Source organism: Bradyrhizobium sp. 17, assembly GCF_023073515.1.
Lineage (GTDB): Bacteria > Pseudomonadota > Alphaproteobacteria > Rhizobiales > Xanthobacteraceae > Bradyrhizobium > Bradyrhizobium canariense_D.
The window spans coordinates 227,432-250,854 of the sequence record NZ_JADPJQ010000130.1 but is presented as its reverse complement, the minus strand read 5'-3'; the positions used below and the strand labels follow the sequence as shown (position 1 = coordinate 250,854).

Genomic DNA, 23,423 nt, shown 5'->3' with positions numbered 1-23,423 from the left:
CGCACAAGCCTGAGCGCCGCGTCACTATGTCGGCGCGAGCCGCCGCTAGACCGCGAGAAACGTAAGTTGTCTGCGCACGGGAATAGGAGCGGAGCCGATCCGCTCGCAGCTTGGGTGAGGCCCCGACGGACATGCCGCCGCAAGCCTCATAACCTCAGCAGCCCGACAGAAGGTCGTTCGGCTACAATATCCAGTCGAGGCATAGTCATCGACCCTAGTTTTGATCTTCTGCAAGGAGGCGCGTTCGGGCCAGCCGGTCAGAACAAGTGATCGCGTCTCTACACTTGCTTGGCGCTGCGCAAGTAAGGTTCGGTTGCGCGCAAATCCGACTGCTGTGGGCTCAGTGCCGCCCCGGAGAATTGTCGCCCTTGGCGGAGACCCTTCGTGCCCAATTCGGCTTCCGTTCTCATGGCACGGGGCGGCTGGCCTGTTTCCGAACTAGCAGGCCGGTTGATCGCAGGGACCGGGTTTCATTTTTGGAACAAAAGGACGGTCTGCGTGTTTCGAGCATTGTTGCTGGGGAACCTGCAGAGATGCTTACGATCATGGCAACGTTAGCCGCGCCTGTCGTGGTGCTCACGACCTTGATGATTGTCGTCTATGAGATCAGGGACGTCTGGGATCGAAACCGCATCGAGTAGTAAGACCGCATCAGTGGGCCGGGACCGCTACAACCCGTTACCCAAGGAAGGACCATATCAGGGGATTGGCCATGGGCATCGAGCGCATGCACTCGGCGAAATACTGGCGGGCTCGCGCGGAGGAGTTTCGCGCCAAGGCAGACAACTGCGAGTACCCCGAAACGCGAGATGCGCTTCGCAGTGTTGCCAAGAACTACGACGACCTCGCGCGAAGCGCTGAGCAAATCGGACGCACGGCCGAAGCTCGGCTAGTCGCTGAGGAATATGCGAAGGGCTACAGCAGAAACTCCGCCACAAGATGAATTAAGGCCGCCTCAGTTGGCGGCCTCTGTCCACACCCAGGACCAGCAGTAGCTCGGCGCCGTTCCGAACTGATTTCCGCCGCCCTAATTCGCGATGCCTATGCGCAAAGGCCGGCGCAAGCGGACTTACGCTGCGAACGGTCTGGCCAGTGGCCAGACGAAGTCAGGCTCTGCGATCTTGAGCCGCGCTTCGTCTGCAAGGCATGCGGGCAAGCGCGGCGCCGTCAGGCCCGGAAGCGAGCCCACCGTAGCCGCTGGCGTGCTGCCCGCACGAAGAGAGTAAGGCCCCGTGAGTTGGCGGCCTGTCACGGCGTCAATCGTCCTGTTTCTCTGAGGTGATCTGACCAGTCCTTGGATCGGCATGGAAATCCATCTTCTTGCCGTCCTTGATGCCTTCACCCTCCCATCGGCCATCATCGGCTTCCAGCTTCGTGACCTGCGAATAGCCAGATTGCTTAACTTTCGCCATGACCTGGTCCATCGGCATCCAATCTGGCCCAGGCTGATCAGCATAGGCGAATGGCGGAGCCAACAAGATCGAGGCCAAGGCGGCTGCGGCGAGTTTGCGCATAGTGATCTCCTATCTGGATCACCTCCAACGAGGCGAGCGGATATTCGTTGCCTCACGGTTTGCTGCAAAAAGTGGCCGTGCCCAGTTCGGCTTCTGCTGCGCGGAACCAACCCGCTGTGTGCCTTTTTGCACAAAATACGGAACGGATACCGCTCTCGCGAGTCATTCCGCATTCGGGCCTGGGAGATAGCGGCGTGCCGTCAGCGGAATACTATTTGCGACAAGCTGAGGTCGCATCAAGGATGGCCCTCACAGAGGGCCTTCATCGAAGCGAATGCTAGCCGGCCCTTTGCGGTCCAACTGGCGCTTCCACTACGTGGAGTTGCTTGAGCATGGCGTGCCTGACCCCCGCCGAGAAGATCGAGCAGAGCTATGACGACGCCATGATCGCGCTGGCCGACTATCTCACGCGCGACTGCGATGCCGGGACCACCGTCGACCGGCTGCTCCGCATCCTCGATCGCGACAGCCTCCGAGATGCTATCACTGAGGTCTTGGTCGATGCGCGGGTGCATCCTAGGCCGAGGGCGGATGTGCTGGAATAGACGGAGCGGCCACGCGGCTTACCGGCTGATGCGGAACAAAGCACACCTATGGTTCCGGTGGCTCTGACCTACGCTGGTGCGAGAGCCGTTGTGCCTCCTCGTTCTGGACCTGTTCAAGCAAATCGAGGGTAGTGGCAAGGCCAGCGTAGGTTCGGGACACGTTTAAAAGCAGGTTGGCGACCCGCTTTGTCGTACCTTCAATGTTGGCGAGTGCTCGATATTCAGCCGCGAGTTTGCGGCACTCTTCAGAGCTTTGCCGTGCTGCCCTGATCATCCACACCCGCCCACATGTCCCGAGCGCATGCTTACCGATTTGGATTTCTCAGTGCACGTCAAATCCGACTAAAGAACTACATACGAAGGTTTAGACGCTGCGATTGCAGCCGACCGAACAAGGGCGCGGGTGTCCGCATGGGCGAAGAGCTGAAATCCCAAGTGAATGAGCACCGCAAGCGACTGCTGTGGGTCAAAAGCGTCGGTCTAGTGCTCAACTGCAAACTTCCGGTCTACCGCTCTGAGCCGACATGTAGCGGCACCGCCCCAACGATAGCGATGGGCCACCGGACCTAACGGTCCACTCCCTTCAGGGGCGCGGGGGCTTTCCAGGTCCGCTATGAGTGCGAAGGCGGGATTTGGTTGAGCAGTTGAGACACTGCCGTAACCACCTGCGCGGGCGCGAACGGCTTGTTCAAGAGAACGCTGTTCGGTACGCCGTGAGACGGCCACTGATCAGCTGCAGCCCCAGTCATGTAGACCACGGGCATCTCTGGATTGATCTCTCTGGCTCGCTTGGCAACTTCCCAGCCGGTGAGCGTGCCTTTCAAGTGAATGTCGGTAAGCAGCGCGCGATAGTTCGCCGCATCGTCTTGAAGCAGCGTGATCGCTTCCTCGCCGGAGCCAACAATCTCCGTTTCAAATCCACCTTCCGTAAGGGCGGCTTCAACCAACTCTTGAATCAATCGCTCGTCCTCAACCACAAGGATCAGCAATAGAGTATTTTCCACTTACCCTTGCCTCCGACCGCACTACTGCTCCCAAGTGCACATAAGTTCCGCGCCTGAAACTAAGCCGCAGGGGCATAGCGTCAACTGATCTTGGGCGGCTTGCTAAGACGGCCGAGGGCGCCACGCCTGGTGAGAAGGTAGCGGTCGGCGTATTCCGCGTGGCCGCAACTCGCGCATATAAACTCGTGGACCATTACCGATCCTGTCGGGTAACGAACCAGTTCGGACCTGAACCATCGCATTGCGACATCGCAGGATGGGCAATTTGGGGTTTCCGTGCAAAGTGAATGTTGGCACATGGGCGCGAGCCTAGCCGACCACCAACCACCAAGTTGTATCAAAAGATATGCGCTTCTCGATCTACCCGGAACTTATCCGCAGGCTTTGATTTTTAACTGCTTGGCGTCAGATGTAGATAGGTCCGATCGAATCCTGCCAGCTCTTTCAAGCGTTCCTGGTCGAGCAAGTTGAAGCCGGACTTGTCCGTTTCCACCAACCGTTCACCACGCAGAGCTTGAAGGGTACGGTTCGTATGGACCACTGAAAGTCCCAAACAATCGCCAAGATCAATTTGAGTGATGGGCAAGCTAAACTCCCCGCCGCGAGTGCGTCCGATTGCTTCAAGTCGCTCGTGCACTTCGATCAACAGGTGAGCCATTCTCTGCAGCGCGGCTCGCCGCCCCACATTCACGATCCATTCGCGGAAGATAGAACCATCGATCAAGGTCTCTCGCCACAAGGCAGCGGCCAGCTTCGGCTGTCGTGCCGTCACCTCCGTCAGTTCGGCATGCGAAATGAACCCAAGCGTGCAAGGCGAGAGGCTGACCAGATCATGGTCCATGATCCCGAGGTGAAGGCTTTGAAGGTCAGGTATGTCGCCGGGAATATGCAAGGACAGGACCTGTCGCTCTCCGTCGGCCGTGGTTTTCGACCGCGAGGCAAATCCCTCAACGATCAGACAGCACTCGCCGGGACGACTGCCGTCCGCCACGATGATTTCACGGGCGCCAAGATGCCGCTCACGAATCCGCAGGCTCTGAATGGCGCGGATGTCTTCGCCATCCAGGTGGTTCGATACAGCGAGTTTCGTAATGAGCGCTGACGCAAGATTTGCCGGCATCGGATCACCCTCATGCGACCTGAATGACGACAGCCACTCCGGCCTGATAGGCGGGAGTCGCTTGAACTCTCAGCGCCGGCGCCCAATGGTATCTGCCGGGCATAGACAATAACTTATCAGGAATGAAACCGGTCCTGCGACTTCAGTCGCTTTGGTTAGTTAAGCGCGAGCCCATTGATCCAGGTTAAGAAAGTACCGCAGATTGCATCAATCGCTAACGCCGACCGCCAGGACCGCACGCGGGACAAGGCGACACCTACATCGATGCCACTTTTTCGGTTTTTTGATCTCTATACGGGCCTCCCCATGCGGTCGGTGCGTCGTTGACCAATGGACAAACGATGCCCCCGCCACCAAGCCGCCCGAATCACGTCCCGTTACTAAGCATTGACTCGCGCGCAGCGTGGATAGCCCAACAGACAGGGCGGACTACTATGGCCGATGCGAACTGGGACGACTTGGATAGGTTTGAACAAAGGCTGCTGATCAAGTTGTTCGGCGGCGGCTCAACGCGATACGATGATCCGGTGGTTGTTGAGGGTCTTCGACGCCGTGGCTTTGTAGACGAAAACAACCAACTTTCCGTGCCAGGGCTGCGTGTTTTCGCCGTTGCTTTCCGCGAACAGCAAGCAAAAGCCCGATCCCATTTGGCTATCCGGACAAGCCACTGAGTCAGAGCCGCCGCAACAACCGATGACGCCGCCGCCACTGTCGCCATCCATTCGGTTGCTTTTGCTGCCGTTCCTGAAGACGTGCGAGGGATGCATCTAGTGTCGTTCCGTCGATTGCGCCGTCGTCGCACCGAACGCGCGGATGGCGACCTCCTGCGTTGCCCACATGCGCCACTCTTCGAGATCACCGGCATAGCGCAGCATCGATTTGCGAAATGCCGCATCATCAACGCTCATGCCTTTGTCGAGCAGCAGGTAATTTCCATGCTTGACCAATGCCTCGTTCCGACGATCGATAAACAATTGCTGTGCCTCTTCGAACGTCATTTCGAGCCTCCGCGCTTCACAGCCAGTCGCCAAAAATTTCCGCCTTCACCCGGCCGAATGCCGGAGTTTTGCGCGTCGGTATGCCAAATCGAGCCCGCATGTGTGACGAAGGACCCCGGCGGATATGTCCGCGATGCATCCCAAATGCCCAAGTAGCGCAGCGTCGCGCGCGACTCGAGTTCCTTGATCCGGTTTTTCAACGGCGCGGTTGCTTTCAGCACGAAATCGCCGATCACTGGTGCCAGCGATTTGACGAGGCCTTCGATCTCGGCTCGCCGCTGGGGCGAAACCTGCGCTTCGATCGCACGGCGCTCTTCGAGAGTTGGGACGTTCGTCATTTACACGTGCTTGATGTTGGGGGCCTTCCCATGGCGTCGCTCATACGCAAGCGACAGCCGAGCTTGCTCGCGGACCAGCGTGCGACACGCGCGCATGGTGCCAGGATTATCGCGGCGCCAGAGCAGTTCGCGGATTTGCTTGGTTATCCGATTGATGGCAACCAAATCATCGGCTTCCGGCAAAATGCGAACCACCGAACGACCCCTCTTGCGGGCAGCCAAACGGCGGCCAGTTTCTAGGTCCGTCGCTGATAACTTGACGACCATTGTCGTCTCCTCATTATTTCGAAGTCGACCTTCAAATAGCAGATCGCGACCTCAACCTTCGTTACGCTGTAACTTGCGGTGCAGTTTCTGCAGTGCTCGCTTCAAAGCTTTTGAGAGTTCATTCCGATCTCCCTCATCCCATTCCAGCAGCCCGCCCTGGCTGCGAAGCCAATCCACGTCGTTCCCGTCGAGATCGATCGCGATGCGCACGGCACCGATCGCCTGGCGTGAGCGGTGTTCCCGCATGCGCTGGGCGGCTGCCGTAGGTGCACGAGTGTTCGGCTTGGTTCTCACTTTTGAACCTGTGGGTGCTCTAAAATGCCGTGCCAGATGGAACCCCCGTTTAGGAATTTGGTCCCAGTGCAAGCGCCCCAGCCGGTGCGGTTCTGGGGCCTTGCTGGGCCATGTTTGAACATACCCCCCGGTGTCACCGGCTTTCGTTCCGCTGCGCCCCGCGCGAGGCCGTACAGATCACGCAGCCGTTCAAAGGCAGTCCGCGAATACGGTTGCTTGGCGTCAAGCGTGGGCTGCACCTCGATCAGCTCGCGTTTCGCGTCCAGCTCCTTGGGCGTCTGTTCGAGTTCATCGGCGATCTCACCAAGCCAACCCGGGCGCGGCCGCGCGACCCGCATGGCGCCGGCATCCAGGAAGAACCTTTTGCCGCGTGCCGCCGACGGCCGACGCCTCGACGCTGGCCGCAGCCGCTTCTCCGACCACGCCAGTGACACGTGACGCGAGTGACACCGGAAATTCTCTTTCCCTCCAGATTGCTTGTAACCCACCTGTTTCCGACCTCTTCACAGCTCTCCCTTCTATTGATCCTCCTAGTGTCACTAGTGTCACTGATCGCGAAAACTCCAACGTCTTAAGTCGCTTCGGTCGTGACACGCCTCGTGACACTCGACCTCTGCGATCGTCCTCTCGTGTCACGTGTCATCGCGGTCGAGTGACACGGCAGCGTAAAGTGACACGTCGTCGTGACACGTGGAGCTGCATTTCACCGATTTGAATTCACTCGTCATCGATCTCTTCCTTCGCGTCACTGTCGCGATGATGTTCACGCATCCCGATGACGCTCTTCTTGACGTTCCAGGACGGCGGGATCAGCGAGTTGACCTCGCGATCCGGCGCCGTGGCGGTGGCGACCTTCCCCTCAAACAGCCGGCTCTCGAACGCCGTGAGGTGATACTGGAGCCCGGCCTTGTTCAGCGCGATGCCGCAGTAGAACCGGCTGGTGTTGTCCCGCATCTCCTCGACATCCATGCCGATACGAGGATCGCCAATGGCTCTCAGGGCCTTGCCGATGCTGTCATTGCTCGGGAGACGACGGTCTTCGCCCTTCATCTCCAGGAACCAGGCCGAGTGGGCCAAACAGAAGTCGGTCGTCCGAATTCGGGCGTTCCGGTCATAGCCGATGCACTCATCCAAGAAGCCGGCGACGAGGTTGCTGTCGCGATGGATCGCGTCAGCGGTCTTCTTGATGCCGGAAGTCAGCTCGATCGAACCCCGCTCCAGCGCCCTCCGCAGGCCTGCCATGGCCCAGTTCAACACGCCCGGCAGCTCGGTCGCGATGACGAACTCGCCGGGCTTGCTGAAGCCACGCTTGATGGCTTCGGCGGCGGCGCCGATGGGTTGGCTCTCGACGAACGCCCGAGTGACCTCGATGACGATCATGCGGTCGACGATCGCCCTGGTCGACTCCTTGAACTGCGGCTGGAAGTTGGTCGCCCAGAAGATCGGCGCGCGCACGATCCGGCTCAACACCGGACCGTTCTTCACGTTGATAGTCACCGGCTCCTGGGTGATGATCGCTTTGACCATTGACGAGAAATGCCACTGGCCGCCGAATGCCTCGTGCAGAATCCACGGCGCCCGGCGTTGGAACGGCATCAGGCCGTGCGTGCCCTCGATGGTGCCGATGCCTGCGCTGATGGGATTGCCGCCGAATAAGCCCGTCACGACATCGAGCAAGCCGGACTTGGCCCGGTTCTGGATGCCCCAAAACACGCACGCCTTCGAGAGAGCGCGCGGCTTCTTGTCGATCAGGGCGGCGCCCATGCACTCCTGCACGACGCCAACAAGCGCGCGCTGCTCGGTCTCATCGCGGTCGCCGAACATATCGGCGATCATCCTCTCCCACCACGGACACTTCTCGCCGGGCTGGTAGTCGACCTCGACGCGCCACGTACAGAAGTGATCCGGGCGCGCCGGCTCCAGTTCGCCGGTCTTGGGATCGATCAGGCCGGAGCGCGTCGGGATTTTGCCGTGCTGGTCCCACGGCATCTTGCCCTCACGCCACAGCTCGGGGCTACGCAAAATCCGATTGCGAACCTCTCCGGTCAACTTGTTCGTGTTGGTGATATCTAAGCCTTCACACACCTTTTCGACGCGCATGCCGAGCCATGCGTCGATGTCGGTACGCAGCTCCCAAACACCGCGCGAATAGAGCCATGCGCCGTCCTTTCCGTTGATCAAGGTCTCGCCCTGCGAGTGCATATAGTCGAGTACGGCATTTCCCACGAAGGCGTGAAGCTCGCCCTTGGGGACGCCAACAGCGCGCGGGAACTCCACGACGTTGCCTTTGTCGGTTGTGCTGCTCATCAGCGCGCCTCCGGCTTGCGGTTGCGCCGTGGATGCTTCTTCAGCCAAGTCGTGCACATGCTACGAACCTTGCGCTCCTCACGACGCCAGTTCCAGCGCGCGCCGTATTCGCCCGCCCCGGCCCGCGTGGCGATCAGCACACGCTAGACAACCTCCTCGATCGGCACGCCGGCATTCAGGAGCGATGCCGTGACCGAGAGCTGCGTGGTGTGGATCGCATTCTCGCCACCAGCCATGTACATCATGGCACGCAGACGCTGCTCGACATCGACACGCGGCTTGAAACCGACGCGCTTGGCATACTCAGCAAAAAAATCGAGTTCGCGGGCCGGCGAGGGCTCCTGGGCAGCCATATACTCGTCAGCCGGCTTTGCGTGCTCGCGGCTACGGCGCAGCATGACCGGCGACTGCTCACTCAGCCACTCCTCAATGTCATCGAATTCGTAGCGGCGATCGGGATGGAAGTCTTTGACTTGAACTTCCTTCCAGGCTCTTTCCTTGGTGTTGTGGGATCCCGGGAGGCGCATCACGCGCGAGACCTCACACACCGTGAGATCGCCGGCAACGATGTCCGCGAGCTGGCGCAGCACGGCCTCGATACGCTCGATATGCTGTTGCGTATCCACCGGCTCCGTCAGCAACCAGTAGGCGTGAACGCCGTTACCCGACGACACGGTGATGCTCGGCAGGATGCGCAGTCGCGCAAGGTGGCGCAGCACATCACTGAGCGGGTCGGCGCCGAGCAGATCGACATTCTTGAAGTCGATGTCGGCGTGCAGGCCGATTGTCTCGACAACGTTGGTCTTGTTGCGCTTGGTGCCGGCCTTCACCGTGCCGACACAGAAGAACCCGCCGCGAGCCGGTTTGTCCCAATTGTCGATGAACGACTTGATACGCGCCGGCGCACGCGTGCTGACGTGGCGCTCGCCGGGTTGCGTCTCGTCGTTCCGCTCATTCGAAAATGAGCAGATGTAAATCGGCTCGACCGCGTAGGCGAAGAATGCCTTGAGGAAGTCGATCGGGCCGATGGCCTTCGGGTTCGTGCTGCTGGCTTGCGCACACGCGGGCGCCGTTGTATCAGTGAGGTACATTCCAAAAATCCGTGAGAGGATGATGGGGAGGCGGCCTGTGGCGGGCCGCTTTTCTATGGCTAGGCCGGCGAGTTTTCGGTCGCCTGGGGCGCATGCTCGCGCGCCCGGCGCCAATCGGTCGCCGCTTCGATGCTGATGGTCACCCTGCGAAAGGCCCGCATCTCGCGCGGGCCGAGACCGGCGTTGCGGAGCTTGTAGTAAAAGGCTTCGCAGATGCGGTGCGCCTTGCAAAATTCCGGGATTGAATAAGCTGCGCGCGAGACCGGCTCCGTGTTGCCAATGGCAATCGCTGCCATGATGTCCTCCCTGTTTGATAAGCGATGAGGAGGACTGTGGAGCGGGGTGCAGTTCTAGGCCAGCACGCAAACACGCATGCGTATTTGCGTGTTGTCTTCAACTGCTCCGACGGCCGAGCGCGCGTGCAATGCTGTCGGTTGATGGTTCTTTCAATCCGTTCTTTTCAAATACCGGCTTCAGAGCGGCTTTGATGGCCTTAAGACTGAGGTCGCTCGGCGGACGACCATCCGGCGGAAACGCGATGGGCAGCAGGTCCCGAATTCGCGTTTGTTGCGTCTGCCGGGCTGGCTTGGCCCCGAAGTTCCGGGCTGGCTTGGCCCCGAAGTTATAGTCGGCGCGGGCTAATCGTTCTCTGACGGCAGCGATCGCCTTGGTGGACCAGCGTTCGAACTCCCCCGGCCTCGCAGCGAGGTCAGCAACCACGCCAGATGGCGGGGCCTTCATTTTTGACATGCGCCGAAATCCTTTTGGTTCTGACAGGGGAATTTGGGCGTCAGGTGCTGGAGCGGCTGTCTGAGAATGCTTAAGACGAGAGCGGAGTCTAGCCCACTAAAACTAGAGGAAATAGTTCCCGCCTATGCTGGTTGCATTTGGCTCGGCAAATGCTTGATTTGGATCGCTTATCGTCCACCGGCTATTCGAGAACTATTTTTTCTGTGTTGCTCAGGCGGCGAACTTCACGACGCCCACCGTTCGAGTGGAACGACATCTGCCGAGCTTGTCGGCGCCGCGAAGTCGAGCAGCGTCGCCCGCGTCAGCGCCTCGCTCGGATCGCCGATGATGTGCCGGCTATAGTTTTTCTCGATCATCGCAACCGACGTGTCATGATGAGCGGCGACCACGCGGGTGGGCACGCCCTTGAGCAACTGCCGAACGATCGATGAATGCCTCAGCGCATACGGCGTCACCTCGGTTCCGAGTTCGAGACGTTCGACTACCGGGCTGAACAGCGTGGCAAGGTTCCACATCTTGTCGAACAGCGCTGCATGCGGAGACCGGCCTTCAGCCTGCGTCCGAAGAGCCTTTGCCAATCGCGGAGAGATCGGCAAAGGCCGATATTCGATCTTGCGGTTCTTGCCCTTCCTGCTGGTTGGCACCATCAAGCGCGGCGCGGTCAGATGGTCTTGCAAATCGGCCGGGGTCAGCTTGAACACCTGACTTTCACGAGCGCCGGTCTCGGCCAGAACGTCGATCAGCAAGCCGAAGCCACGATCCTCATCATACGACCCGGTAACCAGCGCGGCGACGGTTTGATCGGGCAGGATCGCGTTGCGAGCGATCTCGCTGTCGGGCAGCTTCCTGAGCCCATTCTTCCATGCGGCGGCATTGGTGACGCGCTTGTCGTTCCTGGCAGCCAGCGCCAGCGCGGCTTTCAGCGAACGCCCGATGCGATCGGCGGATGAGGGCTTCAGGCCGGCCTTGACCAGGCCGGCGCGCCAGTCGCGCAGCTCCCGCTCGGTCAGCAGTGCGACCGCCTTGCTCTTCAAGGCGTCGGTCAGATGCAGGCGGAGCTGGGTGGCGTTGTATTTGCGCCCGCCGCGAGTTTCGAGATCGGCTTCATATGCATTGATGGTCTCGGCGACACTGATCGGCTGCTCGGTGTTGCCTTCGCCGGCTCGCGCCAACATCTTGGCGTGCTCCAGCGCTTGCCAATATGACATGACGCTTTCGCCGTTGGCGTCTTCGTGGTCATCGGCGAGACCGAACCGCTTGAGCCAGCCATGGCACTTCACCGACCACGTGCCGGGACCAGTGTTGCGACGATATGCGAGAAAGATGCCGGGCGCGATCAGCGCGGTGTATGGCTTCTTACGTGTCGCGAGTTTCAAGCGCGCAGTACGGTTCTCCAGAAATGAAGAGCGGATGCGGCGGGCCATGGTGTCCCTCGAAATGTCCCCAAAATGGGGGTGCAGGAGTATGGAGCCCATTGTAGCGCAATAGAGATAAGATCAGCAATCACAATCGGTTAGCGGAGTTGCGTGGAGCTGTGTGGAGCTGTATGGAATTGACTTTCTCCCCTTGTGGGAGAAGGTGGCGCGAAGCGCCGGATGAGGGATCTGTCTCGGCAGATGAGCGTGTGGAGAGATACCCCTCACCCGGCTTCATCTCGCTCCGCTCGATTTCGCCACCCTCTCTCGCGAGGGAGAGGGTTCGAGCGCACCGATTTGGACAACTTTTGAGCAGCGATGGGCTGCCGGGTCAAGCCCGGCAGCGACGGCCCACTCAGGCGAAATAGATCAACCCGAGCCAGTCCGCGACCAGCGCGGGCTTGTCCTCGCCTTCGATTTCCACGGTGACGTTGGTGCGCGACTGCAATTCATTCGGCTTGCGCAGCTTGGCTTCCGCCAGCACGAAACGGCCCCGAACGCGCTTGCCCGAGCGCACCGGCGAGATGAAACGCAGCTTGTCAAAACCGTAATTGACCCCCATCGTGGTGCCCGCGATGACGGGCATCACCTCGTAGGACATAATCGACAGCAGCGACATCGTCAGGAAGCCGTGCGCGATGGTGGTGCCGAACGCCGTCTCGTTCTTCGCACGCTCCGGGTCGACGTGAATGAACTGGTGATCCTCGATCACGTCGGCATAGGTGTCGATGCGGGGCTGATCGACCAGGTGCCACGACGACACGCCGATCTCCTTGCCAACCATGGCCTGATAGGCGTCCAAGGAAATCGGCGGCTTCTTCCAGACTTCGTTCACTTAGGTCTCACTCCGTGTTTTCGGCAGCTCCGGAAAGTCCTCTTCGCGGAATTCCCGGCCGCGCAGGGCATCATTGCGGTCGTCGTCACGCTCCAGCCGTCTCAGCTGAACGCGGCGGATCTTTCCCGAGATCGTCTTCGGCAGCTCCGTGACGATCTCGAGGCGCCGGATGCGCTTGAACGGTGCAAGGCGCGTGTGCAGATGCCTGAAGATGGAGAGCGCCGTCTCCGGCGAACGCTCCGCACCGGATGTCAGCAGCACATAGGCCTTGGGGATCGCGAGCCGGATCGGGTCCGGGCTCGGCACCACGGCAGCTTCCGCGACGAGCTCGTGCTCGAGCAACACGCTCTCGAGTTCGAACGGGCTGATGCGATAGTCGGAGGATTTGAATACGTCGTCGGAGCGGCCGACGAAAGTGAGATAGCCATCGTCATCCTCGAACACGACGTCACCGCTGCGATAAAGCTCGCCTTCGGCGCCGGACAGCCCACCGTCGTCGCCCTGATAGCCCTGCATCAGGCCGGCGGGGCGGTTTTCGCCGAGCACTAGAGCCACCTCGCCCTCTTTGGCCGGATGACCATCGGCGTCGCTGACCTGCACGCGATAGCCCGGCAGCGGCCGGCCCATCGAGCCGACCTTGATCTTTTGCCCCGGCGAGTTGCCGGCCAGCGCCGTGGTTTCGGTCTGGCCGTACCCGTCGCGGATGGTGAGGCCCCAGGCGGCCTGCACCTGCTCGATCACTTCAGGATTGAGGGGCTCGCCGGCGCCGCAGACCTCGCGCAAGGCCACCTTGAACGACGCAAGATTCTCCTGGATGAACAGCCGCCACACCGTCGGCGGCGCGCACAGCGTGGTGACGCCGCAGCGGCCAATGGTGGCAAGCAGCCCCTTGGCGTCGAAGCGCGGCTGGTTGACCACAAAGACGGTCGCGCCCGCATTCCACGGCGCAAAGAAACAGCTCCAGGCGTGCTTGGCCCAACCGGGCGAGGAGATGTTGAGATGGACGTCGCCGGGCTTCAACCCGATCCAATACATGGTCGAGAGATGGCCGACGGGATAACTGCGCTGGCTGTGCCGCACCAGCTTCGGCTTTGCCGTGGTGCCCGAGGTGAAATAGAGCAGCATCGGGTCGTCAGCGTTGGTCGGGCCGTCGGCTGCAAAGCTCTCCGACGCCCTTGCGGCGTCATCATAGGAAAGCCAGCCATCGGAGGCCTCGCCCACGACGATGCGGACGATATTATCAGCGCCAAGACTTGCGAACTTCGCAACCTGGTCCTGCGCGGCCACCACCGCCTTTGCCTTGCCGCGATCGAGCCGGTCGCGCAGCTCGTCGGCGGTGAGCAGCGTCGTCGCGGGAATCACGACGACGCCGAGCTTGATCGCGGCCAGCATCGTCTCCCACAGCGGAACGACATTGCCGAGCAGCAGCAGGAGATGATCGCCGCGCTTCAAGCCTTGCGCGCGGAGGAAGTTGGCGACCTGGTTGGAGCGGCGCGACAACGCCCCGAACGAGAGCTTGGTCTGCCGATCCTGCGCGGCATCGACGATCCAGAGCGCAGGACGATCCTTGCTGTCCGCATTCGCCGCTAGCTCGGCATCGAACCAGTCGAGCGCCCAGTTGAAGGGAATCGGATCCGGCCAGCGGAAGCCCTTGACCGCTGTCTCATAGTCCGTGCGGTTGTGAAGCAGAAACGCGCGCGCTTCCTGAAATATCGTCATTAGGCTTTCCCGGCCAGCCCCCTAACGTGCTCGATAATTCCGGAAAAATCCACCCCGCCCTGGCCGGCTGCGTCAAAGGCCTGATAGATTTCCTGCGCATGCTTGCCGAGCGGCGTCGCCGCGCCGGCGGCCTTGGCGGCGTCCTGCGCCAGTGTCAGATCCTTCACCATCAGTGCCGAGGCAAAGCCCGGCTTGTAGTCGTTGTTGGCGGGCGAGGTCGGCACCGGCCCGGGCACCGGACAATAGGTCGTCAGCGACCAGCACTGGCCCGACGAGGTCGAGGCGACGTCGAACAGCGCCTGGTGCGAGAGCCCGAGCTTCTCGGCCAGCGCGAACGCCTCACTCACGGCGATCATGGAAATGCCGAGGATCATGTTGTTGCAGATTTTTGCCGCCTGGCCCGCGCCGGCACCGCCGCAATGCACGATCTTCTTGCCCATGTTCTCCAGCACGGGCTTTGCCGCTGCAAACGCGTTGTCCTCGCCGCCGCACATGAAGGTGAGCGTCGCACCCTTGGCTCCGCCGGTGCCGCCGGACACCGGCGCGTCGACCGAAAGCACGCCGTGCTTGGCCGCGAGCGCATGCGCCTGCCGCGCGCTCTCGACGTCTATGGTGGAGGAGTCGATGATCAACGCGCCCTTGGTCATCGCGGGAACGACCTCGCCCCACACGCCGAGCACATGCTTGCCGGCCGGCAGCATGGTGACGACCACATCGGCACCTTTCACGGCGCCCGCAGCGCTCTCTGCGATGCCGGCACCGTCGGCCTTGGCCTGGTTGCGGGAGGCCTCGGCGAGGTCGAAAGCGACGACCTTGTGGCCGGCCTTGACCAGATTGGCGGCCATGGGGCCGCCCATGTTGCCGAGACCGATGAATGCGATCGTGGCCATCTTGGTTTCCTCCGCTTGAAAGACGTTGTTAGTTGAACTTCAATTCGTCGGCGCCGATCTCGGCGAGATAGTGCGCAAGCATGTCCGGCGTGACGTCCTCGATTCGCGACGGCGACCAGGTCGGATTGCGGTCCTTGTCGATCACGGCGGCGCGCACGCCTTCGCGAAAGTCGTCGCTGCGGAAGACTTCCAGCGCAGCCCGATATTCGCGCACCAGGCATTCTTCCAGGCTCGACGCGGTGCGCGCGAGCCGCAGCAGCTTGAGCGTCACCACCATGCCGCGCGGCGATTTTTCGTTGAGCGTCTTCAACGTCGCCAGCGCGAACTCGGAACCGTCGCGCTTGAGCGCGGCAAAAATGTCTTGCATGCGGTCGAAGCCGAACAGTGCGTCGATCGCCGGCTCCTTTGCGGCGACCGGCCCCGCGATCTCCCTGGTCGCAAAACCGTTGATGAGCTTGCTGACATCGGCCGCGGTGACGCCCTGGCGAACTTTGGTCAGCGCGTCGCGCAACTCGGGCCATTTGGCCGCCGATACCACCGCGTCGGCAAACCTGGCATGGATCGCATCGGGGCCGTTCATGGTCTGGCCGGTCAGGCCGAAATAAGTGCCGATCTCGCCCGGCGAGCGTGACAACAGCCAAGTGCCGCCGACGTCGGGAAAGAAACCGAGCCCGACCTCGGGCATCGCAAGCCTCGTACGGTCAGTCACGATTCGATGGCTCGCATGCGCCGAGAGTCCGACGCCGCCGCCCATCACAATGCCGTCCATGAAGGCGACATAAGGTTTCGGGAATTTCTTGATCCGGGCGTTGAGGATGTACTCTTCCCGCCACAGGATCTTGCCGAGGTCACCATTGACCTTCGAACTTTCCCAGAGCGCACGGATGTCGCCGCCGGCACACAAGCCACGCTCGCCGGCACCTTCCAGCACGATCACGGCAACGGCGGGATCGGCCTCAAAACGGTCGAGCGCCTTGTCGATGTCGCGAAACATCTCCAGCGTCACGGCATTGATCGCCTTGGGGCGGTTGAGCCTGATAAATCCGGCCGAGCCTTCGACCCATGCGACCAGATCGCCCTCCTCCGCTCCACTCATCGGGCGCCCTCGATCAATTTGCGCGCCACGATCAGCCGCATGATTTCGTTGGTGCCTTCGAGAATCTGGTGCACGCGCAAATCGCGCACGATCTTCTCGATGCCGTATTCGCTGAGATAGCCGTAGCCGCCGTGCAGCTGAAGCGCCTGGTTGGCGACCTCGAAGCCGGCATCGGTGCCAAAGCGTTTGGCCATCGCGCAGAGCATCGTGGCGTCGGGATCCTTGCGGTCTAGCGCCGCCGCTGCGCGCCACAGGAACGTACGCGCGGCCTCGAGCTCGATCGCCATGTCGGCGAGACGGAACTGCAATGCCTGGAATTCGTCGAGGCGTTTTCCAAAAGCCTTGCGCTCTTTCATGTAGGAACGCGCCTTGTCGAGCGCGGTCTGCGCGCCGCCTAGTGAGCACGCTGTGATGTTGAGACGCCCGCCGTCGAGGCCTGCCATCGCGATCTTGAAACCGACGCCCTCCTCGCTCAGCCGGTTGGCGACCGGCACGCGGGCGTTCTCGAAGATCACGGCGCGGGTCGGCTGCGCGTTCCAGCCCATCTTGCGCTCGTTGGCGCCGAACGAGACGCCCGGCGTGTTGCCGTCGATGACCAGCGTCGAGATGCCGCCGGGGCCATCGCCGCCGGTGCGCACCATCGCGACCAGGAGATCGGTCCCGCCGGCGCCGGAGATGAACTGCTTCTGGCCGTTGAGAACGTAATGATCGCCGTCGCGCACGGCACGGGTGCGGAGCACTGCCGCGTCCGAGCCGGCGCCGGGCTCGGTCAGGCAGTAGCTCGCGATCAGCTCCATGGTGCAGAGCTTGGGCAGCCATTTGTGGCGCTGGGTGTCGCTGCCGTAGGCATCGATCATCCACGACGCCATATTGTGGATGGAGATGAAGGCCGAGGTGGTCGGACAGCCCGTCGCCAGCGCTTCGAAGATCAGCGCCGCGTCGAACCGTGTCATGGCGGAGCCACCCACATCCTCGCGGATGTAGATGCCGCCCATGCCGAGCGTGGCGGCCTCGCGCATCACCTCGACGGGAAAATGCTTCTCCTCGTCCCAGCGCAGCGCGTGCGGCGCGATCTTTTCCGCCGCAAACGCCAACGCCATGTCGCGAACCGCGATCTGATCCTCGTTCAGAGCGAACTGCATCTGTTAGCTTCGCTCCAACGACGGTTACTTCATCAGCGGGATCGAGAACTCCGCGCCTTCCTTGACGCCGGACGGCCAGCGCGAGGTCACCGTCTTGGTCTTGGTGTAGAAGCGGACCGAATCCGGGCCGTGCTGGTTGAGATCGCCGAAGCCCGACTTCTTCCAGCCGCCGAAGGTGTAATACGCAATCGGCACCGGGATCGGCACGTTGATCCCGACCATGCCGACGTTGACCTTGGCCGCGAAGTCGCGCGCGGCGTCGCCGTCGCGGGTGAAGATCGCAACGCCGTTGCCGTAATCATGCTCCGACGGCAGCGCCAGCGCTTCCTTGTAATCGTGCGCGCGCACGACCGAGAGCACGGGGCCAAAAATCTCTTCCTTGTAGATCCGCATGTCCTTGGTGACGTTGTCGAACAGCGAACCGCCGAGATAGAAGCCGTTCTCGTAGCCCTGCATCTTGAAGCCGCGGCCGTCGACGGCGAGCGTCGCGCCTTCCTTGATGCCGATGTCGATATAGCCCTTGACCTTCTCGACCGCCTCGCGCGTCACCAGCGGACCGTAATCGGCGGAGGGATCGATCGAGGTGCCGATCTTGAGACTCTCGACGCGCGGGACCAGCTTTTCCATCAGGCGGTCGGCAGTGGCCTTGCCGACCGGAACCGCGACTGACACGGCCATGCAGCGTTCGCCGGCCGAACCGTAGCCGGCGCCGATCAGTGCGTCGACTGCCTGGTCCATGTCGGCATCCGGCATGATGATGGCGTGGTTCTTGGCGCCGCCAAAACATTGGCAGCGCTTGCCGGTCTGGGCGGCGCGCTCGTAGATGTATTGCGCGATCGGGGTGGAGCCGACGAAGCCGACGGCCTTGATGTCGGGATCGTCGAGGATGGCGTCGACCGCTTCCTTGTCGCCGTTGACGACATTGAGGATGCCGGGCGGCAGGCCCGCCTCGATCATCAGTTCGGCAAGCATCATCGGCACGCCGGGATCGCGCTCCGACGGCTTCAGGATGAAGGCGTTGCCGCAGGCAATCGCAGGAGCGAACTTCCACATCGGAATCATCGCCGGGAAATTGAACGGCGTGATGCCGGCGACGACGCCGAGCGCCTGGCGCATCGAATAGATGTCGATGCCGGGGCCGGCGCCTTCGGTGTACTCGCCCTTCATCAGATGCGGAATGCCGCAGGCGAACTCCGCGACCTCGAGGCCGCGCTGGATGTCACCCTTGGCGTCAGGAACGGTCTTGCCATGCTCGCGGGCAAGCAGTTCGGCCAGCTTGTCGTAGTCGCGCTGCACCAGCTCGACGAACTTCATCATGACGCGAGCGCGGCGCTGCGGGTTGGTCGCGGCCCATTCCGGCTGCGCGGCGCGGGCGTTTTCCACGGCGGCGCGAACCTCGGCCTTGGACGCCAGCGCCACCTTGGCCTGAACGTCACCGGTCATCGGCTCGAAAACGTCGGCGGTGCGGCCCGAGGTGCCCTTGACCTCCTTGCCACCAATGAAATGTCCGACTGAACGCATGGAATGGTCTCCTTGAGGCGAGCTTGAACGCTTTGACAAATCCTATCGACCTGCATTTTATAGGATTCAAGTCTGAGATAATGCACCATAGATGTGCGAAAATGCTGGATCAAGGCGCTATCGACTGGGACGACTTCCGCTTCGTGCTGTCCATCGTGCGGGGCGGCTCGGTTTCGGCTGCGGCAAAACAGCTCGGCGTCGACCATGCCACCGTGATCCGCCGCGTCGACCGGCTGGAGAAGCACCTCTCGGCCAAGCTGTTTGACCGGCGCAAGACCGGCTACCTGCTGACAGAGGCCGGCCAGCGCGTCGCCGACAGCGCGGAAGCGATGGAATCGACCATCGTCGCCAACCAGGAGCAGGTCGGTGGCTCCGTGGCGCGGCTGACCGGCACGGTGCGGATCGGCGCGCCAGACGGATTTGGCACCGCCTTCCTGGCGCCCCGGCTCGCTCAGTTCGCCGACCGGTATCCCGATCTCGACCTGCAACTGGTGGCCACCGCGCGGCTGTTCAGCCTCTCCAAGCGCGAGGCCGATATCGCCATCAGCCTGACCATGCCGAAGGAAGGCCGCATCGTCGGCCGCAAACTGCTCGACTACCGCCTCGGACTTTATGCCGCGCCCGCCTATCTCGAACGCTTCCCGAAAATCACCTCGCGCGAGGTGCTGCCGCAGCATCGCTTTGTCGGCTATATCGAGGAGCTCTTGTTCACGCCCGAGCTCGACTATCTGCCGCAGGTGTCGCCGAAGATCTCCGCACGCTTGCGCAGCGCCAATCTGATCGCGCAACTCAACGCCACGCTCGCCGGCTTCGGTATCGCCGTGCTGCCACACTTCATGGCGGCCGACTATCCGCAGCTGATTGCGGTGCTGGCGGAAGAGGTCTCGATCACCCGCACCTTCTGGATGCTGATGCACGCTGACAGCAAGGACCTCGCACGCATCCGCGCGGTGGCGGATTATATTTCCGAGATTGTGGAGCGCGAGCGGGCGTTGTTTGCGGGGCTCTGAAGCCTAGCTCTGCTTCGCCTTTTTCGCCGCCGCAGCCTTCGGCTCACGCCGCGCGCCGTCCAGCGCGCTGTCCTTGCCCGTCTTCAGCACCTCATCCGACAGCTCGCTCGAGCCGGCAATGCGCGCGAGCAACATGGTGCCGGCCATGGTCGCCAGCGTCGCGATCGCCTGCTTGCGCGCGGCCTTGCGCGGCAGATTCGGGATGAAGTCCGTGATCATCTCGATCATCTCGTCGAGCTTGCCGGCAAAGGCCTTTCGCGTCTTCGGGCTCTCTCGGGCGATCTCGGCGCCGAGCGCGGGGATCGAGCAGCCGTGACCGGGGTTGTCGCGATGCACCGCGGAGAGATAGGTCTCAACGATCTGACTGAGCTGCTTCTCCGGCGTGACCTGATCGGATTGCTTGCGCCAGTGCTCCATCGAGCGATCCATAGCGTAGCCAAACGCCTCGATCACCAGCGCCTCGCGGGAATCGAAATGGGCGTAGAAGCCGCCATGGGTCAGGCCCGCTTCCTTCATGAGGTCGGCGACACCGATGCCGTGGGCGCCCTTTTCGCGCAGCCGCACGGAAGCCTTCTTCACGATGCGGTCGTGGGTTTCCTGCTTGTGTTCCCGGGAATAGCGCATGCGGATCTCATTGGATGTCGGGGGTCATCTAATAACACGGATATCGGCCGGACGGCGCATTAATTCCCGGTAAAATTGTTGCCGATCATGGAAAAGGTCGCCGTTGCGTGCACCGCAAGCGCCCCCTTACCGTCGCGGACAAATCCCTCGGCGTAGCTGGTCTGGCGTCCCAGCTTGATCACCTTGCCTTCGGCGGAGATCAACCCGGACCGGACCGAGAGCGGACGCAGGAAGGTCATTTTCAGATCGAGGGTGACGGAGCCCTGCCCGGGCTCCAGCCGGGTCGAGATCGCACACCCCATGGCGGTGTCGAGCAGCGCGGCGGCTGTGGCCCCGTGCAGGAGGCCTATGGTGTTTTCGAGATCCTCGCGCGGCTCGAGTTCCATGACGATCCGGCCCGGCTCGACCACGGCCATGATGAAGCCGATCAGCTTGGCAAAGGGTGGCGGCGGCAGCCTTCCGTCGCGGATGCCCAGCATCGCATCCATGCCTGACAGGCCCATCGCCACTTTCGCAACCGGCGCAGGCACCTGCCATTCAACCACCCGCTCGCGCCGGCCCGCAGGCGAAAACAGGTCGAGTTGATCGATGTCGGTCATCGCGGCCTCTTTTGTATGATTTTCATCATACTATGCTGCGGACTTAGCGCTGGCAACTCCCTCCCCGCCGGCTTGACAAGCAATGCGTTTCGGCCCGGAAGTGTGACCTGACCGGCGTATTCGCACGTCTACGAAGCTCAGAGATCCTCTCATGGAAATGCTCAACAACCACTGCGGGGTGACGCGCGATGCGCGCGGCGTCGTTCATGTCGCGATCTGCAATGCCGGCTCGCTGAACATTTTGAGCTCGCCCGTCACCGATGCGGTGCGCGAAGGCCTGCAGCAGCTCTCGTCCGACCGCAGCATCCGGGTCGTGGTGCTGCGCGGCCAGAGCGAGAAGAGCATGATCGGCGGCGCCGACATCAAGGAGATGGCCAAGCTCGACCAGAAGTCCGCCGAGGCCTTCATCAGCCGCCTGCGCGACCTCTGCGAGGCCGTGCGCGCCTTCCCGGCCCCTATGATCGCGCGCATGCCCGGCTGGTGCCTCGGCGGCGGGCTCGAAGTCGCCGCGGCCTGCGATTTCCGGATCGCCGCCCGTGATGCGCATTTCGGCATGCCGGAGGTGCGGGTCGGCATTCCCTCGGTGATCCATGCCGCGCTGCTGCCGCGCCTGATCGGGTGGGCCCGCGCGCGCTGGCTGGTGATGACCGCTGAGAACATCGACGCGCCGACGGCGCTGGCCTGGGGGTTGGTCGACAAGGTCGCGCCGGAGGGTGGGCTCGATGCCGAGGTCGAGCACCTCGTGAAGGCCCTGCTCGAATGCGGCCCCGAGGCGCTGCGGTCGCAGAAGGCATTGCTGCGGCAATGGGAGGAGCTGCCGCTGACCGAGTCGGTAAATTTGAGCGTCAAAGTCTTCGGCGAGTCGTTCCTGACGGACGAGCCGACGCGGCTGATGGGCGCGTTTGTGAATCGGAAGCGGTAGGCGCTCTCCACCTCGTCCGATCGAACGAGCAAATCTCATCCGACCTACGACAATTTCTCATGCCCCGCGCAGTTGCATTTTTTGCGCCGCATCATATGATGACCGTAATCTTACATAGTTGGCTCTCACGGAGTCTCACCCATGGCCGAAGCCGCCGATCCCGTCGTCATCGTCTCCGCCGTCCGGACACCGCTCGGCCGCTTCATGGGCGAGCTTTCGCCGCTGGCCGCGCACAAGCTCGGATCGCACGTGATCGGCGCGGCACTGGAGCGTGCCAAGCTTGCGCCGGAGAAAATCGACGAGGTTTTCATGGGCTGCGTCCTTCCCGCCGGCCAGGGCCAGGCCCCCGCGCGCCAGGCGGCGCGGGCCGCCGGCCTACCCGATGCCACCGGCGCGACTACTGTCAACAAGGTCTGCGGCTCCGGCATGAAAGCGACCATGCTGGCGCACGACATCATTTGCGCCGGCTCGGCCGAGATCGTCGTCTCCGGCGGCATGGAAAGCATGAGCAACGCGCCGTATCTGCTCGCCAAGGCGCGTGGCGGCTATCGCGCCGGCCATGATCGCATCATCGACCATATGATGATGGACGGCCTCGAAGACGCCTACGAGACCGGCCGCTCCATGGGCGATTTCGGCGAGGCCACCGCAGAAGCCTATCAGTTCACCCGCAAGGACCAGGACGCCTTTGCGATGGAAACGCTCAGCCGCGCACGCAAGGCGGTCGAGGGCGGTGCGTTCAAGGCCGAGATCGCGCCGATCACGCTGAGTGAGAAGGCCGGCCCCCGCATCGTCGCCAATGACGAACATCCGCTCAAGGTCGATCCCGCAAAGATCCCCGGGCTGAAGCCGGCGTTCCGCGCCAACGGCACCATCACGCCGGCGGCCTCCTCCGCCAACGCCGACGGCGCCGCTGCGCTGGTTCTGACGAAGCGCTCGCTCGCCGATCGCAGCGGCCTGCCGGCTCTCGCCGTGATCAAAGGCCACACCACCCACAGCCAGGAGCCGCAATGGTTCACTACGGCCCCGATCCCGGCGATCCGCAAGCTCTTGGACAAAGTCGGCTGGAATGCCGGCGATGTCGATCTGTTCGAGATCAACGAAGCCTTCGCCGTGGTGGCGATGGCGGCCCAGCGCGATCTCGGCATTCCCCGCGACAAGCTCAACATCAACGGCGGCGCCTGCGCGCTCGGCCATCCCATCGGCGCCACCGGCGCACGGCTGATCGTGACGCTGCTGCATGCGCTCGAGGCGCGAAACCTCAAGCGTGGCGTCGCCGCGCTCTGCATCGGCGGCGGCGAAGCTACTGCGATCGCGGTAGAGCGCCTGACGCACTGACGAGAACGTCCGGAAATGAGGGAACTCCGTCATTTCCGACAGACGCGTCCCGTGCCATTCTGAAAACTTGCGCAGGCTCTCGCC

Annotated in this window: 27 protein-coding genes and 1 pseudogene; 6 read left to right on the top strand and 22 right to left on the bottom strand. The window is 62.2% G+C overall.

Annotation, left to right across the window (positions count from 1 at the left end):
* The first annotated feature begins 712 nt into the window (after window positions 1-712).
* Complete coding sequence (locus IVB13_RS37355; protein ID WP_247455815.1) at window positions 713-943, top strand: hypothetical protein; 231 nt, start codon at window positions 713-715, stop codon at window positions 941-943.
* 313 nt (window positions 944-1,256) lie between these two features.
* On the opposite strand, the gene IVB13_RS37350 is transcribed toward IVB13_RS37355, so the two are convergent.
* Window positions 1,257-1,514, bottom strand: coding sequence for a PepSY domain-containing protein (locus tag IVB13_RS37350; RefSeq protein ID WP_247294906.1), 258 nt, complete (start codon window positions 1,512-1,514; stop codon window positions 1,257-1,259).
* Between the two features lie 332 nt (window positions 1,515-1,846).
* Here IVB13_RS37350 and IVB13_RS37345 point away from each other — a divergent pair, with 332 nt between their 5' ends.
* Complete coding sequence (locus IVB13_RS37345; protein WP_247492549.1) at window positions 1,847-2,059, top strand: hypothetical protein; 213 nt, start codon at window positions 1,847-1,849, stop codon at window positions 2,057-2,059.
* Between the two features lie 611 nt (window positions 2,060-2,670).
* Here IVB13_RS37345 and IVB13_RS37340 read toward each other — a convergent pair.
* Window positions 2,671-3,063, bottom strand: a complete 393-nt coding sequence (locus IVB13_RS37340) for a response regulator (RefSeq protein ID WP_247455977.1) — start codon at window positions 3,061-3,063, stop codon at window positions 2,671-2,673.
* Window positions 3,064-3,454: 391 nt separating this feature from the next.
* Entirely contained in the window at window positions 3,455-4,183 is a 729-nt protein-coding gene (locus IVB13_RS37335) for a Crp/Fnr family transcriptional regulator (protein WP_247455976.1), read from the bottom strand.
* A gap of 434 nt (window positions 4,184-4,617) precedes the next feature.
* Between IVB13_RS37335 and IVB13_RS37330 the strand changes: the two genes are divergently transcribed.
* Window positions 4,618-4,854 (top strand): hypothetical protein, encoded by a 237-nt coding sequence (locus IVB13_RS37330; RefSeq protein WP_247455975.1) that lies wholly within the window; start codon window positions 4,618-4,620, stop codon window positions 4,852-4,854.
* A gap of 96 nt (window positions 4,855-4,950) precedes the next feature.
* On the opposite strand, the gene IVB13_RS37325 is transcribed toward IVB13_RS37330, so the two are convergent.
* The 17 genes and pseudogenes from IVB13_RS37325 to IVB13_RS37245 all read right to left on the bottom strand — a co-directional run bounded on the left by IVB13_RS37325 (window position 4,951) and on the right by IVB13_RS37245 (window position 18,846).
* A complete protein-coding gene (locus tag IVB13_RS37325) occupies window positions 4,951-5,181 on the bottom strand; it encodes a hypothetical protein (protein ID WP_219683869.1) in 231 nt (76 codons plus the stop codon).
* Window positions 5,178-5,519, bottom strand: a complete 342-nt coding sequence (locus tag IVB13_RS37320) for a hypothetical protein (protein ID WP_247455974.1) — start codon at window positions 5,517-5,519, stop codon at window positions 5,178-5,180. Before IVB13_RS37320 ends, IVB13_RS37325 begins: the two co-directional genes overlap by 4 nt.
* Window positions 5,520-5,786, bottom strand: coding sequence for a hypothetical protein (locus tag IVB13_RS37315; RefSeq protein WP_247455973.1), 267 nt, complete (start codon window positions 5,784-5,786; stop codon window positions 5,520-5,522).
* Window positions 5,787-5,837: 51 nt separating this feature from the next.
* Window positions 5,838-5,996 carry a hypothetical protein gene (locus IVB13_RS37310; RefSeq protein WP_247492547.1) on the bottom strand — a complete coding sequence of 53 codons (159 nt, stop codon included), beginning with the start codon at window positions 5,994-5,996 and terminating at the stop codon, window positions 5,838-5,840.
* 80 nt (window positions 5,997-6,076) lie between these two features.
* Window positions 6,077-6,418, bottom strand: a complete 342-nt coding sequence (locus IVB13_RS37305) for a hypothetical protein (protein ID WP_247492545.1) — start codon at window positions 6,416-6,418, stop codon at window positions 6,077-6,079.
* Window positions 6,419-6,797: 379 nt separating this feature from the next.
* The gene (locus IVB13_RS37300) at window positions 6,798-8,387 is read right to left on the bottom strand and encodes a hypothetical protein (RefSeq protein ID WP_247492535.1); all 1,590 of its coding nucleotides are present in this window, start codon (window positions 8,385-8,387) and stop codon (window positions 6,798-6,800) included.
* On the bottom strand, window positions 8,387-8,527 hold the full coding sequence (locus tag IVB13_RS37295) for a hypothetical protein (protein WP_247492533.1): 141 nt from the start codon (window positions 8,525-8,527) through the stop codon (window positions 8,387-8,389). Before IVB13_RS37295 ends, IVB13_RS37300 begins: the two co-directional genes overlap by 1 nt.
* A gap of 3 nt (window positions 8,528-8,530) precedes the next feature.
* Window positions 8,531-9,592 carry a DNA-primase RepB domain-containing protein gene (locus tag IVB13_RS37290; RefSeq protein WP_247492523.1) on the bottom strand — a complete coding sequence of 354 codons (1,062 nt, stop codon included), beginning with the start codon at window positions 9,590-9,592 and terminating at the stop codon, window positions 8,531-8,533.
* Entirely contained in the window at window positions 9,538-9,774 is a 237-nt protein-coding gene (locus IVB13_RS37285; protein ID WP_247492521.1) for a hypothetical protein, read from the bottom strand. Before IVB13_RS37285 ends, IVB13_RS37290 begins: the two co-directional genes overlap by 55 nt.
* Window positions 9,775-9,871: 97 nt before the next feature.
* Entirely contained in the window at window positions 9,872-10,228 is a 357-nt protein-coding gene (locus IVB13_RS37280; protein ID WP_247492519.1) for a hypothetical protein, read from the bottom strand.
* Between the two features lie 224 nt (window positions 10,229-10,452).
* Window positions 10,453-11,652, bottom strand: a complete 1,200-nt coding sequence (locus tag IVB13_RS37275) for a site-specific integrase (protein WP_247455971.1) — start codon at window positions 11,650-11,652, stop codon at window positions 10,453-10,455.
* A gap of 346 nt (window positions 11,653-11,998) precedes the next feature.
* Complete coding sequence (locus IVB13_RS37270; protein WP_018459212.1) at window positions 11,999-12,478, bottom strand: MaoC family dehydratase; 480 nt, start codon at window positions 12,476-12,478, stop codon at window positions 11,999-12,001.
* Window positions 12,479-14,197, bottom strand: coding sequence for an AMP-binding protein (locus IVB13_RS37265; RefSeq protein WP_247369233.1), 1,719 nt, complete (start codon window positions 14,195-14,197; stop codon window positions 12,479-12,481). It lies immediately after the preceding gene.
* Window positions 14,197-15,102 (bottom strand): annotated as a pseudogene (gene mmsB / locus IVB13_RS37260) (3-hydroxyisobutyrate dehydrogenase); the annotation flags it as partial. The gene IVB13_RS37265 and the pseudogene mmsB, both read right to left, overlap by 1 nt.
* A 13-nt stretch (window positions 15,103-15,115) precedes the next feature.
* Window positions 15,116-16,183, bottom strand: a complete 1,068-nt coding sequence (locus tag IVB13_RS37255; protein WP_247369230.1) for an enoyl-CoA hydratase/isomerase family protein — start codon at window positions 16,181-16,183, stop codon at window positions 15,116-15,118.
* On the bottom strand, window positions 16,180-17,325 hold the full coding sequence (locus tag IVB13_RS37250; RefSeq protein WP_247492511.1) for an isobutyryl-CoA dehydrogenase: 1,146 nt from the start codon (window positions 17,323-17,325) through the stop codon (window positions 16,180-16,182). Before IVB13_RS37250 ends, IVB13_RS37255 begins: the two co-directional genes overlap by 4 nt.
* 24 nt (window positions 17,326-17,349) lie before the next feature.
* Window positions 17,350-18,846 (bottom strand): CoA-acylating methylmalonate-semialdehyde dehydrogenase, encoded by a 1,497-nt coding sequence (locus tag IVB13_RS37245; protein ID WP_085395918.1) that lies wholly within the window; start codon window positions 18,844-18,846, stop codon window positions 17,350-17,352.
* 101 nt (window positions 18,847-18,947) lie between these two features.
* On the opposite strand from IVB13_RS37245, the gene IVB13_RS37240 reads away from it, so the two are divergent.
* Entirely contained in the window at window positions 18,948-19,856 is a 909-nt protein-coding gene (locus IVB13_RS37240) for a LysR family transcriptional regulator (RefSeq protein ID WP_085352820.1), read from the top strand.
* A 3-nt stretch (window positions 19,857-19,859) separates the two neighbouring features.
* Here IVB13_RS37240 and IVB13_RS37235 read toward each other — a convergent pair whose 3' ends face one another.
* Window positions 19,860-20,480 (bottom strand): TetR/AcrR family transcriptional regulator, encoded by a 621-nt coding sequence (locus tag IVB13_RS37235; RefSeq protein WP_018459219.1) that lies wholly within the window; start codon window positions 20,478-20,480, stop codon window positions 19,860-19,862.
* Window positions 20,481-20,539: 59 nt separating this feature from the next.
* Entirely contained in the window at window positions 20,540-21,079 is a 540-nt protein-coding gene (locus tag IVB13_RS37230) for a PaaI family thioesterase (protein WP_018459220.1), read from the bottom strand.
* A 151-nt stretch (window positions 21,080-21,230) separates the two neighbouring features.
* Between IVB13_RS37230 and IVB13_RS37225 the strand changes: the two genes are divergently transcribed.
* Together IVB13_RS37225 and IVB13_RS37220 are read left to right on the top strand one after the other, a co-directional pair.
* Window positions 21,231-22,001, top strand: coding sequence for an enoyl-CoA hydratase (locus IVB13_RS37225; protein ID WP_018459221.1), 771 nt, complete (start codon window positions 21,231-21,233; stop codon window positions 21,999-22,001).
* 141 nt (window positions 22,002-22,142) lie between these two features.
* Window positions 22,143-23,339 carry an acetyl-CoA C-acyltransferase gene (locus IVB13_RS37220; protein WP_085352818.1) on the top strand — a complete coding sequence of 399 codons (1,197 nt, stop codon included), beginning with the start codon at window positions 22,143-22,145 and terminating at the stop codon, window positions 23,337-23,339.
* Window positions 23,340-23,423: the final 84 nt, after the last annotated feature.

What these genes read in the sequence shown, in the direction of transcription:
- IVB13_RS37355 (WP_247455815.1), top strand. Translation starts at nt 713, where the DNA reads ATGGGCATCGAGCGCATGCACTCGGCGAAATACTGGCGGGCTCGCGCG.
- IVB13_RS37350 (WP_247294906.1), bottom strand. Translation starts at nt 1,514, where the DNA reads ATGCGCAAACTCGCCGCAGCCGCCTTGGCCTCGATCTTGTTGGCTCCG.
- IVB13_RS37345 (WP_247492549.1), top strand. Translation starts at nt 1,847, where the DNA reads ATGGCGTGCCTGACCCCCGCCGAGAAGATCGAGCAGAGCTATGACGAC.
- IVB13_RS37335 (WP_247455976.1), bottom strand. Translation starts at nt 4,183, where the DNA reads ATGCCGGCAAATCTTGCGTCAGCGCTCATTACGAAACTCGCTGTATCG.
- IVB13_RS37330 (WP_247455975.1), top strand. Translation starts at nt 4,618, where the DNA reads ATGGCCGATGCGAACTGGGACGACTTGGATAGGTTTGAACAAAGGCTG.
- IVB13_RS37325 (WP_219683869.1), bottom strand. Translation starts at nt 5,181, where the DNA reads ATGACGTTCGAAGAGGCACAGCAATTGTTTATCGATCGTCGGAACGAG.
- IVB13_RS37320 (WP_247455974.1), bottom strand. Translation starts at nt 5,519, where the DNA reads ATGACGAACGTCCCAACTCTCGAAGAGCGCCGTGCGATCGAAGCGCAG.
- IVB13_RS37315 (WP_247455973.1), bottom strand. Translation starts at nt 5,786, where the DNA reads ATGGTCGTCAAGTTATCAGCGACGGACCTAGAAACTGGCCGCCGTTTG.
- IVB13_RS37305 (WP_247492545.1), bottom strand. Translation starts at nt 6,418, where the DNA reads ATGCGGGTCGCGCGGCCGCGCCCGGGTTGGCTTGGTGAGATCGCCGAT.
- IVB13_RS37300 (WP_247492535.1), bottom strand. Translation starts at nt 8,387, where the DNA reads ATGAGCAGCACAACCGACAAAGGCAACGTCGTGGAGTTCCCGCGCGCT.
- IVB13_RS37285 (WP_247492521.1), bottom strand. Translation starts at nt 9,774, where the DNA reads ATGGCAGCGATTGCCATTGGCAACACGGAGCCGGTCTCGCGCGCAGCT.
- IVB13_RS37280 (WP_247492519.1), bottom strand. Translation starts at nt 10,228, where the DNA reads ATGTCAAAAATGAAGGCCCCGCCATCTGGCGTGGTTGCTGACCTCGCT.
- IVB13_RS37275 (WP_247455971.1), bottom strand. Translation starts at nt 11,652, where the DNA reads ATGGCCCGCCGCATCCGCTCTTCATTTCTGGAGAACCGTACTGCGCGC.
- IVB13_RS37265 (WP_247369233.1), bottom strand. Translation starts at nt 14,197, where the DNA reads ATGACGATATTTCAGGAAGCGCGCGCGTTTCTGCTTCACAACCGCACG.
- IVB13_RS37255 (WP_247369230.1), bottom strand. Translation starts at nt 16,183, where the DNA reads ATGAGTGGAGCGGAGGAGGGCGATCTGGTCGCATGGGTCGAAGGCTCG.
- IVB13_RS37250 (WP_247492511.1), bottom strand. Translation starts at nt 17,325, where the DNA reads ATGCAGTTCGCTCTGAACGAGGATCAGATCGCGGTTCGCGACATGGCG.
- IVB13_RS37245 (WP_085395918.1), bottom strand. Translation starts at nt 18,846, where the DNA reads ATGCGTTCAGTCGGACATTTCATTGGTGGCAAGGAGGTCAAGGGCACC.
- IVB13_RS37240 (WP_085352820.1), top strand. Translation starts at nt 18,948, where the DNA reads ATGCTGGATCAAGGCGCTATCGACTGGGACGACTTCCGCTTCGTGCTG.
- IVB13_RS37235 (WP_018459219.1), bottom strand. Translation starts at nt 20,480, where the DNA reads ATGCGCTATTCCCGGGAACACAAGCAGGAAACCCACGACCGCATCGTG.
- IVB13_RS37230 (WP_018459220.1), bottom strand. Translation starts at nt 21,079, where the DNA reads ATGACCGACATCGATCAACTCGACCTGTTTTCGCCTGCGGGCCGGCGC.
- IVB13_RS37225 (WP_018459221.1), top strand. Translation starts at nt 21,231, where the DNA reads ATGGAAATGCTCAACAACCACTGCGGGGTGACGCGCGATGCGCGCGGC.
- IVB13_RS37220 (WP_085352818.1), top strand. Translation starts at nt 22,143, where the DNA reads ATGGCCGAAGCCGCCGATCCCGTCGTCATCGTCTCCGCCGTCCGGACA.